This is a genomic window from Pantoea allii, assembly GCF_002307475.1.
In the GTDB taxonomy this organism is placed as follows: domain Bacteria; phylum Pseudomonadota; class Gammaproteobacteria; order Enterobacterales; family Enterobacteriaceae; genus Pantoea; species Pantoea allii.
The window spans coordinates 78,947-91,217 of the sequence record NZ_NTMH01000003.1 but is presented as its reverse complement, the minus strand read 5'-3'; the positions used below and the strand labels follow the sequence as shown (position 1 = coordinate 91,217).

Annotated in this window: 14 protein-coding genes, 1 pseudogene and 1 other annotated feature; of the genes and pseudogenes, 12 read left to right on the top strand and 3 right to left on the bottom strand. The window is 53.1% G+C overall.

The genetic code is table 11. The features are described from left to right. The first annotated feature begins 72 nt into the window (after positions 1-72). Positions 73-177: a sequence feature (Trp leader region), on the top strand. Between the two features lie 23 nt (positions 178-200). The 6 genes and pseudogenes from CMR03_RS01250 (at position 201) to CMR03_RS01220 (ending at position 7,220) form a co-directional block, all read left to right on the top strand. Beyond that, the gene (locus tag CMR03_RS01250; protein ID WP_096010522.1) at positions 201-1,763 is read left to right on the top strand and encodes an anthranilate synthase component 1; all 1,563 of its coding nucleotides are present in this window, start codon (positions 201-203) and stop codon (positions 1,761-1,763) included. Continuing rightward, positions 1,763-3,356, top strand: a pseudogene (gene trpD / locus CMR03_RS25440) (bifunctional anthranilate synthase glutamate amidotransferase component TrpG/anthranilate phosphoribosyltransferase TrpD). The gene CMR03_RS01250 and the pseudogene trpD overlap by 1 nt, the downstream one beginning before the upstream one ends. A gap of 2 nt (positions 3,357-3,358) precedes the next feature. Next, positions 3,359-4,720, top strand: a complete 1,362-nt coding sequence (gene trpCF / locus CMR03_RS01235; RefSeq protein WP_096010521.1) for a bifunctional indole-3-glycerol-phosphate synthase TrpC/phosphoribosylanthranilate isomerase TrpF — start codon at positions 3,359-3,361, stop codon at positions 4,718-4,720. A 47-nt stretch (positions 4,721-4,767) separates the two neighbouring features. Then, positions 4,768-5,958, top strand: a complete 1,191-nt coding sequence (trpB, locus tag CMR03_RS01230) for a tryptophan synthase subunit beta (protein ID WP_096010520.1) — start codon at positions 4,768-4,770, stop codon at positions 5,956-5,958. After that, positions 5,958-6,761, top strand: a complete 804-nt coding sequence (trpA, locus tag CMR03_RS01225; RefSeq protein WP_063879784.1) for a tryptophan synthase subunit alpha — start codon at positions 5,958-5,960, stop codon at positions 6,759-6,761. The genes trpB and trpA overlap by 1 nt, the downstream gene beginning before the upstream one ends. A 144-nt stretch (positions 6,762-6,905) precedes the next feature. Next, the gene (locus CMR03_RS01220; RefSeq protein WP_014605729.1) at positions 6,906-7,220 is read left to right on the top strand and encodes a BON domain-containing protein; all 315 of its coding nucleotides are present in this window, start codon (positions 6,906-6,908) and stop codon (positions 7,218-7,220) included. A 48-nt stretch (positions 7,221-7,268) separates the two neighbouring features. On the opposite strand, the gene ompW is transcribed toward CMR03_RS01220, so the two are convergent. Continuing rightward, on the bottom strand, positions 7,269-7,901 hold the full coding sequence (ompW, locus tag CMR03_RS01215) for an outer membrane protein OmpW (RefSeq protein WP_096010519.1): 633 nt from the start codon (positions 7,899-7,901) through the stop codon (positions 7,269-7,271). Positions 7,902-8,150: 249 nt separating this feature from the next. Between ompW and CMR03_RS01210 the strand changes: the two genes are divergently transcribed. Genes CMR03_RS01210 through yciA form a run of 4 tightly spaced genes read left to right on the top strand, consistent with a single transcriptional unit; the run spans position 8,151 to position 10,407 of the window. Beyond that, positions 8,151-8,567 carry a YkgJ family cysteine cluster protein gene (locus CMR03_RS01210; RefSeq protein WP_063879786.1) on the top strand — a complete coding sequence of 139 codons (417 nt, stop codon included), beginning with the start codon at positions 8,151-8,153 and terminating at the stop codon, positions 8,565-8,567. A 27-nt stretch (positions 8,568-8,594) separates the two neighbouring features. Continuing rightward, positions 8,595-9,329, top strand: a complete 735-nt coding sequence (locus tag CMR03_RS01205; RefSeq protein ID WP_063879787.1) for a YciC family protein — start codon at positions 8,595-8,597, stop codon at positions 9,327-9,329. 56 nt (positions 9,330-9,385) lie between these two features. Further along, on the top strand, positions 9,386-9,925 hold the full coding sequence (locus tag CMR03_RS01200) for a septation protein A (RefSeq protein WP_063879788.1): 540 nt from the start codon (positions 9,386-9,388) through the stop codon (positions 9,923-9,925). 59 nt (positions 9,926-9,984) lie between these two features. Then, entirely contained in the window at positions 9,985-10,407 is a 423-nt protein-coding gene (gene yciA, locus CMR03_RS01195; protein ID WP_063879789.1) for an acyl-CoA thioester hydrolase YciA, read from the top strand. Between the two features lie 96 nt (positions 10,408-10,503). Here the strand turns inward: yciA and tonB are convergent, their stop codons facing one another. Then, on the bottom strand, positions 10,504-11,256 hold the full coding sequence (gene tonB, locus CMR03_RS01190; protein ID WP_096010706.1) for a TonB system transport protein TonB: 753 nt from the start codon (positions 11,254-11,256) through the stop codon (positions 10,504-10,506). A 197-nt stretch (positions 11,257-11,453) separates the two neighbouring features. On the opposite strand from tonB, the gene CMR03_RS01185 reads away from it, so the two are divergent. Continuing rightward, on the top strand, positions 11,454-11,750 hold the full coding sequence (locus tag CMR03_RS01185; RefSeq protein WP_014605725.1) for a YciI family protein: 297 nt from the start codon (positions 11,454-11,456) through the stop codon (positions 11,748-11,750). Between the two features lie 66 nt (positions 11,751-11,816). After that, positions 11,817-11,990 (top strand): hypothetical protein, encoded by a 174-nt coding sequence (locus tag CMR03_RS25165; protein WP_164484316.1) that lies wholly within the window; start codon positions 11,817-11,819, stop codon positions 11,988-11,990. A gap of 30 nt (positions 11,991-12,020) precedes the next feature. Here the strand turns inward: CMR03_RS25165 and CMR03_RS01180 are convergent, their stop codons facing one another. After that, a complete protein-coding gene (locus tag CMR03_RS01180) occupies positions 12,021-12,194 on the bottom strand; it encodes a YciY family protein (protein WP_096010518.1) in 174 nt (57 codons plus the stop codon). Between the last annotated feature and the right edge of the window lie 77 nt (positions 12,195-12,271).

Sequence of the window (12,271 nt, the reverse complement as noted above, 5' to 3'; positions counted from 1 at the left end):
CGAACCAGTTAACTAGTACACAAGTTCACCGCAGACGGGTATTTGATCATGAAAACTGTTATTACGCTTTTAATGGGTTGGTGGCGCAATGTTTCCCAGTACGGGCGACGTTGTCGTGCACACCTTGCGTAAACACTGTGCAGATACCTGAGCCCGCCTCCAAGCGGGCTTTTTTTTGGACGATATTCAGAGAAATCATCATGCTTAATGCAAAACCTACAGTGAAGTTAATTACCGGCAGCGCGCCCTATCGGGAAGATCCCGCCGCCGTTTTTCATCAGTTATGCGGCGCTCGCCCGGCGACACTGCTGCTTGAATCCGCAGATATCGACAGTAAAGAAAACTTAAAAAGCCTGATGATTGTTGACAGCGCCCTGCGCATCAGCGCATTAGGAAACCGCGTCACTTTACAGGCCCTGTCTGACAATGGCCGTGCGCTGCTGCCGCTGCTGGATGACGCTCTGCCCTCTGAAATCATCAATGAACCTCGCCCAGACGGGCGTGTTCTGACATTTACCCCTGTGCAGGATCAGCAGGATGAAGACTCACGCTTACGCGCCCTGTCGGTGTTTGACGCACTGCGTCTGATTCCACAGTTGGTGAATTCCCCAAGCGAAGAGCGCGAAGCCGTGTTTGTCGGCGGCCTGTTTGCCTACGATCTGGTGGCAGGCTTTGAAGATTTACCGGAACTCAGCAGTGAGCAACGCTGTCCCGACTACTGCTTTTACCTGGCGGAAACGCTGCTGGTGCTGGATCACCAGGCACGCAGCGCACGTCTGCAGGCCAGCCTGTTCTCGCCTTCTACCCACGAATTTCAACGTCTGCAACGCCGCATTGAACAGTTGCATGGACAGATGTTACAGCCTGCACCGGCGCTGCCCGTTCAGCCTGTCGAAACGATGACGCTGACCGTCAGCCAGAGCGATGAAGAGTATTGCGCAGTGGTGCGTAAGATGCAGGAGGCCATTCGTATTGGTGAAATCTTCCAGGTTGTGCCATCACGCCGCTTTTCGCTGCCCTGTCCTTCTGCGCTCGCCGCTTATGACACGCTGAAACGCAGCAATCCAAGCCCGTATATGTTCTTTATGCAGGATCAGGATTTTTCACTGTTTGGTGCCTCGCCCGAAAGCTCGTTGAAGTACGAGGCTGCGTCTCGTCAGATTGAAATTTACCCCATTGCCGGTACCCGACCACGCGGTCGGCACGCTGACGGTTCGCTGGATCGCGATCTCGACAGCCGTATCGAGTTAGAAATGCGCACAGACCACAAAGAACTGGCCGAGCACCTGATGCTCGTCGATCTGGCGCGCAATGATTTAGCCCGTATCTGCCGTCCCGGAAGCCGTTATGTTGCCGACCTGACGAAAGTTGACCGCTATTCCTTTGTGATGCATCTGGTCTCGCGGGTTGTGGGCACGCTGCGCGATGACCTGGACGTGCTACATGCCTATCGCGCCTGCATGAATATGGGCACCCTGAGCGGTGCGCCTAAAGTCCGGGCGATGCAGCTGATTGCTGACGCTGAAGGCACACGACGCGGGATCTACGGTGGCGCTGTGGGCTATTTCACCGCCAACGGTGATTTAGATACCTGCATCGTAATCCGCTCAGCCTATGTAGAAGATGGCGTAGCCACCGTGCAGGCCGGAGCCGGTGTGGTGCTGGATTCGGACCCTCAGGCTGAAGCAGATGAAAGCCGTAACAAAGCCCGCGCCGTATTGCGCGCGATTGCCACTGCTCACCACTGCAAGGAGATTTTCTGATGGCTGACATCCTGCTGCTGGATAACATCGACTCATTTACCTACAACCTGGTCGATCAGCTTCGTACCTTCGGGCACAACGTGGTGGTGTACCGTAATAACATGCCGACATCGCTGTTGATCGATCGACTGCAAAGCATGAATAATCCGGTGCTGATGCTGTCCCCGGGGCCCGGCGCGCCGAAAGAGGCGGGCTGTATGCCAGAGCTGCTGCGCGCGATGCGCGGAAAGCTGCCGATTATCGGCATTTGCCTGGGTCATCAGGCGATTGTGGAAACCTATGGCGGTCATGTCGGTCAGGCCGGCGAAATTCTGCATGGCAAAGCCTCTGCCATTCGTCACGATGGTGAAGCGATGTTTGCCGGGCTCAGCAATCCCCTTCCCGTTGCCCGTTATCATTCGCTGGTTGGCAGTAACACGCCGGACGAATTAACGGTGAATGCCAGTTACAACGGCATGGTCATGGCGGTCCGCCACGAAAAAGATCGTGTGTGCGGATTCCAGTTCCATCCCGAATCCATTTTAACCACTCAGGGCGCACGTCTGCTTGAACAGACACTGGCCTGGGCGCTGGCGAAGTAACAGGGAGAAAAGTATGAATACGATTCTGGAAAAACTTTACCAGTCGCAGATCCTGACTCAACACGAGAGTCATCAACTGTTCAGCGCCATTATTACTGGTCAGCTTGAACCGACTCAACTGGCAGCGGTTCTGATTGCTATGAAGGTGCGTGGCGAAAACCCCGAGGAAATCGCCGGGGCGGCCAGCGCCTTACTGGAAGATGCCAAACCCTTTCCACGCCCGGATTACGCCTTTGCCGATATTGTTGGCACCGGCGGCGATGGCAGTAACAGCATTAACATCTCGACCGCCAGCGCCTTTGTCGCAGCAACCTGCGGGCTGAAAGTCGCGAAACACGGCAACCGCAGCGTATCAAGCAAATCAGGATCGTCTGACCTGCTGGCTGCGTTCGGTATCAATCTGGATATGCCTGCCGAGCTGGCACGTAAAGCGCTGGACGATCTGAATGTCTGTTTCCTGTTTGCACCGCAGTACCACACGGGTTTTCGCCATGCCATGCCGGTGCGCCAGCAGTTGAAAACCCGCACGGTATTTAACGTGCTCGGGCCGCTGATCAATCCTGCCCGCCCGCCGCTGGCCGTGATTGGGGTTTACAGCCCTGAACTGGTGCTGCCCATTGCGCAAACCCTGAAAGTGCTGGGCTACCAGCGCGCAGCGGTCGTGCATGGTGGCGGAATGGATGAGGTGGCGCTACACGATGTCACCCATGTGGCTGAGTTGCGTGAAGGTGAGATTACCCGCTATCAGCTCGGCCCGGAAGATTTCGGCTTTGGCTTCCATCCTAAAGAGGCTCTGGCAGGCGGCACACCGGAAGAAAACCGTGACATTCTTACACGTTTACTCCAGGGTAATGGCGAGCAGGCCCATGAGGAGGCGGTTGCCGTAAATGTGGCGATGCTGCTTAAAGTGTTTGGTAATGAAGATCTCCGTGAAAATGCACAGCGTGCGCTCAATGCCATCCGTAGTGGTCAGGCCTATGAGCGCGTGGTGGCTCTGGCATCAAGAGGATAATCATGCAGGGTACAGTGTTAGATAAAATCGTGAAAGACAAAGCCATTTGGGTTGAGGCACGTAAGCAGCAGCAACCCCTGGAGAGTTTCCAGCAGCGCATTACGCTTTCCAACCGTAGTTTTTATGACGCACTGCAGGGCACCCGCACTGCCTTTATTCTGGAATGCAAAAAAGCCTCTCCATCCAAAGGGCTGATTCGTGATGATTTTGATCCCGAGATGATAGCCGGGGTTTATCGCCACTATGCATCTGCGGTTTCCGTGTTGACCGATGAGAAATATTTTCAGGGTGACTTCGCCTTTTTACCTGTCGTCAGTGCGGCCATAACGCAGCCTGTGCTGTGCAAAGACTTTATTATCGATCCTTATCAAATCTATCTGGCACGTTACTATCAGGCCGATGCCATCCTGCTGATGCTGTCAGTGGTGGACGACGAGCAGTATCGTCAGCTTGCTGCGGTTGCGCACAGTCTACAGATGGGCGTGCTGACCGAAGTCAGTAACGAACAGGAGCTGGAACGCGCCATTGCGTTGGAAGCGAAAGTGGTGGGCATTAATAACCGCGATTTACGTGACCTGTCGATTGATCTGAATCGGACACGCGAACTGGCACCCCGTCTGGGCCAGGGCATCACCGTCATCAGCGAGTCAGGCATTAACAACTATCGTGATGTCCGTGAATTAAGTCATTTCGCCAATGGTTTCCTTATTGGCTCTGCATTAATGGAAGAAGACGATCTTCATGCAGCAGTGCGCCGTGTCACCCTGGGCAGCAACAAAGTCTGTGGTTTGACCCGTCCTGAAGATGCCTGCGCCGCCTGTGATGCGGGCGCCCTTTTTGGTGGGTTAATCTTTGTCGAGGGTTCGCCGCGTCAGGTTGATACCGATAAAGCGCGGGCGGTTATCGCAGGCGCGCCGCTGAAGTATGTCGGTGTGTTCCGCAATGCAGCAATAAGTGACATTGTCACTAAAGTAACTCAGCTACAGCTCAGCGCCGTGCAGTTACACGGTGATGAAGACCCCGCCTATGTAGCTGCGCTTTATCAGGCCTTGCCTGAACAGGTGCAAATCTGGAAAGCGCTGAGTATTCAACATGCCCTGCCTGAGCGTAACTGGCCCCATGTGGATCGTTATGTTTTTGATAATGGCAACGGCGGCTCGGGCCAGACGTTTGACTGGTCACTGCTTCAGGGCCAGGACCTCAAGAATGTCATGCTGGCGGGCGGCCTGAGTGCCGATAACTGCGTCGAAGCTGCGCAGCTTGGATGTGCAGGACTAGACTTCAATTCGGGTGTGGAAAGCGAGCCAGGTATTAAAGACGCCAGCAAAATTGCCGCCGTATTCCGGACGCTTCGCGCCTACTGATTGACCGGGCCCGTGTTGTGGCGGGCCACAAAAAAGGATAGCAAAACATGACCTTACTCAATCCCTATTTTGGCGACTTCGGCGGCATGTATGTGCCGCAAATTTTGATGCCAGCGCTAAAACAGTTAGAAGAAGCCTTTGTTAGCGCGCAGAAAGATCCTGAATTTCAGGCTGAATTTACCGACCTGCTGAAAAACTATGCGGGCCGTCCCACGGCGTTAACCCTGTGCAGCAACCTGGCAAAAGGGACAAAAACCCGCCTGTATCTGAAACGCGAAGATCTGCTGCACGGCGGTGCGCACAAGACTAACCAGGTTTTAGGTCAGGCCCTGCTGGCGAAACGCATGGGCAAGAATGAGATCATCGCCGAAACCGGTGCAGGTCAACATGGCGTTGCCTCTGCGCTCGCCTGTGCGTTACTGGGCATGAAATGCCGTATCTATATGGGTGCTAAAGACGTGGAGCGTCAGTCGCCGAACGTCTTCCGTATGCGCCTGATGGGTGCCGAAGTGATTCCGGTACACAGTGGTTCAGCCACGCTGAAAGATGCCTGTAATGAAGCGCTACGTGACTGGTCAGGCAGCTATGAAACCTCGCACTATATGCTGGGCACCGCTGCCGGCCCGCACCCCTTCCCGACGATTGTGCGCGAATTTCAGCGCATGATTGGTGAAGAGACCAAAAAACAGATTCTGGAAAAGGAAGGTCGCCTACCGGATGCGATTATCGCCTGTGTCGGCGGCGGTTCCAACGCCATCGGTATGTTTGCCGACTTTATTGACGAAGAAAGTGTCAAGCTGATTGGCGTTGAGCCTGCGGGACACGGTATTGAAACGGGTGAACACGGTGCGCCACTGAAGCATGGCCGCGTCGGCATTTATTTCGGTATGAAATCACCGATGATGCAGACCGACGAGGGGCAGATTGAGGAGTCGTACTCAATTTCAGCCGGGCTTGACTTCCCTTCTGTTGGCCCACAGCACGCCCATCTCAACAGCATTGGTCGGGCCGACTATGTGTCAGTCACCGACAATGAAGCGCTTGCTGCCTTTAAAAAGCTGTGCCGCGCCGAAGGCATCATTCCTGCGCTGGAGTCGGCTCATGCCCTGGCGTATGCCCTGAAGATGATTGAGGCAGAACCGGAAAAAGAGCAACTGATTGTGGTGAACCTTTCCGGTCGCGGGGATAAAGATATCTTCACCGTTCACGATATTCTGACTGCGCAGGGAGAAATCTGATGGAACGTTATGATCAACTGTTTACGCGCCTGGCGGCGAAGAAAGAAGGCGCACTGGTGCCCTTCGTCACGCTGGGCGATCCTTCACCCGCGCTGTCATTACGGATTATTGATGCGCTGGTAGAAGGTGGGGCTGACGCGCTTGAACTGGGCATTCCTTTTTCCGATCCGTTAGCGGATGGGCCAACCATCCAAAGCGCCACGCTACGGGCATTTGCGGCCGGTACCACGACGGCACAGTGCTTTGAAATGCTGGCAGCTATACGTCATAAATATCCTGAATTACCTATTGGCTTACTGATGTATGCCAACCTTGTATTCAGCAACGGTATTGATGAGTTCTATGCGCGTTGTGCCCAGGCTGGAGTTGACTCAGTGCTTGTGGCAGATGTGCCTGTGGAAGAATCAGCGCCGTTCCGCCAGGCTGCGATGCGACATGGCATTGCGCCAATTTTCATTTGCCCACCTAACGCCAGCGATGAGCTGCTACGTGAGATTGCCTCTCACGGGCGCGGTTATACCTATCTGTTATCCCGTGCCGGCGTCACCGGGACTGAGAAGCGGGCCAGCCTGCCGCTGGATCACCTGATTGCAAAGCTACGTGAATATCACGCCGCGCCACCGCTACAGGGCTTTGGGATTTCCGAACCCTCACAGGTCAAAGAATCGCTCGCGGCGGGGACTGCCGGTGCGATTTCCGGCTCGGCTGTGGTCAAAATTATTGAGCAGCATCAGGCCGAACCCGAGGTGATGCTGGATGCCCTGAAAACCTTCATTGGTAACCTGAAAGCCGCTACCCGCTAATCGCCTTCATGCCTTACCGTCCGGTAAGGCATGATTTCCCTGTTTTTTTTCATTACCGGTTTGCTAATTTCGGATTTCCTGCACCACAATTAACAGGCGCCGTTATGGTAACGTCGCATCCAATTTGTGACAGGGAGAGAAGCAATGAAATGGTTTAAAGTGCTGGCAAGTGCCATGGTCGCGGCTGTTGTTGCATTAACACTGAGCGCCTGTGCGCCAACGCCAACTAAAGAAGGCACCGGCGGTTATATTGATGACACTGTCATCACGACCAAAGTGAAAGCAGAACTGTTAAAAGATGAGTCGCTGAAATCGACTGAAATTAACGTTGAAACCTTTAAGGGTAAAGTGCAGCTCAGCGGTTTTGTCAGCTCGCCGCAGATGGCTAACCATGCAGTACAGGTTACCCGCAGCGTGGCCGGCGTAAGATCCGTCGTCAATAACATGCAAATTAAATAACGCCGTATCCATCACACGAAGGGCCACTTTTCAGTGGCCCTTTTTTTATCAGAAGCGGTAACCTGCCCCGAAGAAGAATACCCAGGGATCAACGCGCATATGGATGTTCTGCTGCTGATCGCCGGCTTTGAATTTCACGTCAGTATCAATATCCATGTACCACAGAGACGCGTTCAGCATCCAGTCACGGTTGATCTGATAATCCAGCCCGACCTGACCGGCTACGCCCCACGAATTTTTCAGACTCAGATCGCTTAAGCCCGCATCACGTCCGGTCTGGTTAAAATCCGCATCATAAAAGGTGGTGTAGTTCACCCCCACGCCGACATAGGGACGGACCTTACTCTGGCTGTCAAAAAAATAGTACTGTGCCATCAACGTAGGCGGCAGTTGTCTTACCGTCGCCAGGGTGCCGGTTGGGCCAAGCCCCACTTTATGACGAAACGGCGTGGCGGCCAGAAGCTCGACGCCAATATTGTCAGTAGCCATATAGGTAAAGGTTAGGCCCAGCTGGGTGTCATTGCTGGCGCTAAAGGACCCCATTCCCAGCACATTGTCCGAGCCTTCGGTGGGGCGAACGGTAGCACTCCCTGCACGCACAAAGAAATCGCCAGCCTGATGGGCCAGCGCAAATTGCGGTAACGCAAGCGCCAGCAGCATGGCGCATTTAGCTAGTTTCATGTTCACTCCTGTGAGAAATTAAATGCCTGCACTGAATTATTTTTGCCCGCACAGATTTAGCGCGATTCTTTGGTAAATGCATCTTAATCAACTTAGAAAAATGATTTAAAAAACAATGAATTGATTCAAGTCAATTTTACACCTGCTGCTGCAGGCTAAATATCTCTTGCCGAAATAATATCGCCGCATTACTTTGCTCTTCTTTCCTGACTATTTTGGTTCGATGCCTTAGAGGTGGCGGGCGATCAAATGAGCGAAAATATCAATCCTTGTATTAGCTGTGGTGCCTGCTGTGCCCACTTTCGTGTCTCTTTTTACTGGGCTGAAGCCGATGATGCCGGCGGTCTGGTGCCCACAGAACTCACCGAGCCATTGAGTCTGTTGATGCGGAATATGCGCGGAACTAACGATCGCTCACCGCGCTGCGTCGCCCTTAAAGGCGATATTGGCGGCTGCGTTTCCTGCGGTATTTATGAGAACCGGCCCTCACCCTGTCGTGAGTTTGACATGTCCGGGGAACAAGGTGTCTGGAATGAAGGTTGCGATCGCGCCAGAGCACGGTACGGCCTCCCCGCACTTTTTCACCCATCTTTACCTGTTATGACAGAAAGTTATCCGGTTGCGGGTGCCAGCGAGCCTCCAGAACATGTACAATCGCCGGGTTAATTAACCCGGTTCTTTCAAGGAGAGTACATGTCTATCACGGCAAGCTCGTTATACCGTGACACTGGAAATTTTTTTCGTCATCAATTGTTCACCCTGGTGTTAATGTCGCTGCTGACCGCGTTTGTGACGGTCATGCTGTTGCATGTTTTAACGCCCGGTGAAGATCAAATGGCGATCTTGCAACAAGGCGAGATAAGCAGTACGTCGCTGTTTGACCTGGTGCAGAGTATGACACCCGAACAGCAACAGGTGCTGCTCCGCGCCTCTGCAGCCGGGACGTTTGCGGGCCTGGTGGGGAATACGCTGCTGTTAGGCGGTATGCTCTGTCTGATTCCGTTAGTCTCTTCAGGCCAGCGTGTCAGTGCACTGCGTGCGATAGGCGCTGCCGCGCCCTTGCTGCCGAAGTTACTGCTGCTGACTTTTTTAGTCACCTTAGTGGCGCAACTGGGTTTTATGGTGTTGGTGGTGCCCGGCGTATTGCTGACTATTGTGCTATCACTGTCGCCGATTATTCTGGCCAGTGAAAAACTCGGCGTTATCGCCTCGATGCGCGCCAGCATGCGGATGGCATGGAAAAACGTGAAGCTGATTGCCCCTGCCATTATCCTGTGGTTACTGGCGAAGCTTGCCGTAATGTTTTTCTTTACCTCATTGACGGTATTACCTATAAACGTTTCAACGGTCATTTTCACCGCTATAGGTAACCTGGTTTCCACTCTGTTAGTGATTTATTTGTACCGGCTTTATATGCTGTTACGTTGATTGTCCGTGCGCCGCCCGGCGCACTGGCTGGAAAGGCAGCCTTAACTGGAATGACTATGAAGCAGCTACTCGACTTTCTTCCCCTTGTTGTTTTCTTTATTTTTTACAAGTTGTACGACATTTTCGTGGCGTCGGGCGCACTGATTGTCGCAACTGGTCTGGCACTGGTGGCGAGCTGGGTGCTGTATCGCAAGCTCGAAAAAATGACCATCTTTACCTTCGTTCTGGTGGCGGTATTCGGCACCCTGACGCTGGTTTTCCATAATGATGAGTTTATCAAATGGAAAGTCACGGTTATTTACACCCTGTTTGCGCTGGCGTTACTGTTTAGCCAGTGGTTTATGCAGCAGCCGTTAATTCAGACCATGCTGGGTAAAGAGCTGGAGCTGCCTGAGCACGTCTGGCGTAAACTCAACATTGCCTGGGCACTGTTCTTCTTGATTTGTGGTCTGGCGAACATATATGTTGCATTTTGGTTACCCCAGTCATTCTGGGTTAACTTTAAAGTGTTTGGACTGACCGGCCTTACGCTGCTGTTCACGCTCCTGAGCGGCGTCTATATCTGGCGTAAGATGCCGCAACAAGAACAAAAATAATCCTGTTGCCCGTGTTAGCGGGCAGCGTTTCTCTTACGATGACATAAGAAACCAGAGCAATGGACGATAAACATAAATTGCCCCAGGGCGAAATGGTGATGCGCACCCTGGCCATGCCAGCGGATACCAATGCCAACGGCGATATCTTTGGTGGCTGGTTAATGTCACAAATGGATATGGGTGGCGCGATTCAGGCTAAAGAGATCGCCGAAGGCCGTGTTGTTACCGTTCGCGTCGATGGCATGACGTTTTTAAAACCCGTCGCGGTGGGCGATGTCGTCAGTTGCTATGCGCAATGTATTCGAACCGGCAACAGTTCGATGACGATCAACGTTCAGGTGTGGATTAAGAAAGTCTCTTCTGAACCGATTGGGCAGACCTACTGTGCCACCGAAGCAGTGTTTATTTATGTCGCTGTCGATAACGAAGGACAGCCTCGCCAACTGCCCGCAGGACGGGATAATCAGTCATTCCCTTCCTGATTAAACGATGCATCTACAATCCCGCTAACAGCCCGTTCGCGGTGAGCGCTTGTCACGTGTAGATCGCTCACCGCTGCATCACTTTCGCCCCCGGCGTCACTCGATGCTGGCCCCGCCATTAATTTTGAACACGATATTCATCGTCAAACCGCTGCCCGGCTTACCACTTTGATAACGCCACGTCCGCATAGCCTGTTTAACGGTGCGCTCAAACATGTTACGCGGCTCAGCAGAGAGAATGTCGATATTATCGACCCGACCATCGCTATCCACGTCAAATTTCACCCTGACGCGTCCTTCGATACGTAATGCCGCAGCCCGAGGCGGATAAGACGGCTTACTGATATTAAGCGCTTTAGGCCCGTTGGATACGCTCTGCGTCGGTGCTGCCGACGGCGTACTTTTCGGGGCCGTCGTGGGTTTACTTTGCGTTGCAGGCGCATCCTGCTTAAACGGGTTCGCCTGCGGCTTCACGTCCTGACGCGGTTTAACTTCGCGTTTTGGCTGTTCGTGCCTGGGCTCTGGCTTAGGTTTAGGTTTAGGCTTAGGTTGCGGTTTGGGGATCGGCACAGGCGCGGGCTTCGGCGGCTCTGGTGCGGGTTGAGGCTCCGGCACGGGCTCCGGTTCTGGCTGGGGTTCCGGTTGCGGCTCGGGTTGAGCGACTGCAGGTTCAGGCTGAACGTCCGGTGCAACCATGGTCACGCTAATCGGCTGTGATGCCTTGGGCAACTCAATGGTCTGATGAAAAGACGCATAGAGAATCCCGCCAATGACTGCACCGTGAAGCGCAACAGACAAGAACATAGCAACAGGCGAGCGTTTAGGTAAGGGCATAGTCAGCGTGGTCATAACAATCGCAGTAATGAAATGAAGTCCCGATTTTAAATGCAAATAGCAATCAGTTTCAATAACCTCCTTATGATGCGGCTAAAAAAGCCTATTTAGCCCAATATGCTGCGTAGGTCATTGACGCAAGGTTTCGTTTGCACTCTACTTAACTATCACTTACCGTGTTGCAAAATTTAAGAGTTAATGGGAGCGCCCAATTGCTTTACGTCATTTATGCTGAAGATAACGCCGATTCTCTGGAAAAACGCAACGCCGTGCGCCCCGCTCACCTGGCACGTCTGAAGTTGTTACATGAAGAAGGTCGGTTAATCGTTGCCGGGCCTATGCCTGCGGTGGACAGTAACGATCCTGGCGTTGCTGGGTTTACGGGCTCTACCGTGGTCGCTGAATTCCCGTCACTGGAAACGGCGCAGGCCTGGGCGGCAGACGATCCCTATATCGCCGCAGGCGTTTATAAGCAAGTCAGTGTGAAGCCCTTCAAGCGCGTTTTCTGATTCGACTCCCATGCAAAAAAGCTTCCGGGCAGCCGCTCTGAAGCTTTTTTTTCGAGATGATGTTTTATGCAAGCGATCATTTTGACCCTGTTACTGGTCATCACGCTGTTAGTCGGGGCGGCGCTCTGTCTGTGGCGCAAACACGGCTGGCGTAATAAAAAACACCTGATTGTGATGCTGATTGTTCTGGCCGCCGCGGTACAGTTGGTCAACGTAAAATTATTGATGACCGGACAGTAGATTTATCAGCCGCTCAACGCGGCTGAATGATTACAGATTTTGCGTGATAAACAGAATCGAGCGACGTTGCTGCTGCGCCAGTTGATGGCGAATCCCGTGAATACGTTTATAGCGACGTGACTGCCCTTCCAGCCAGCGCGAACGTCGGCGCTGTACCTGACGCAACATTCTCCAGCGGGCAACTTCGTTTCTGCTTTTTCTCATTACGTCCTCTCTGACACCAAACTCACGCGCAGGCATTATAAAGATCTCTGAGCCAATGCCAAATCGGATCTTTCATC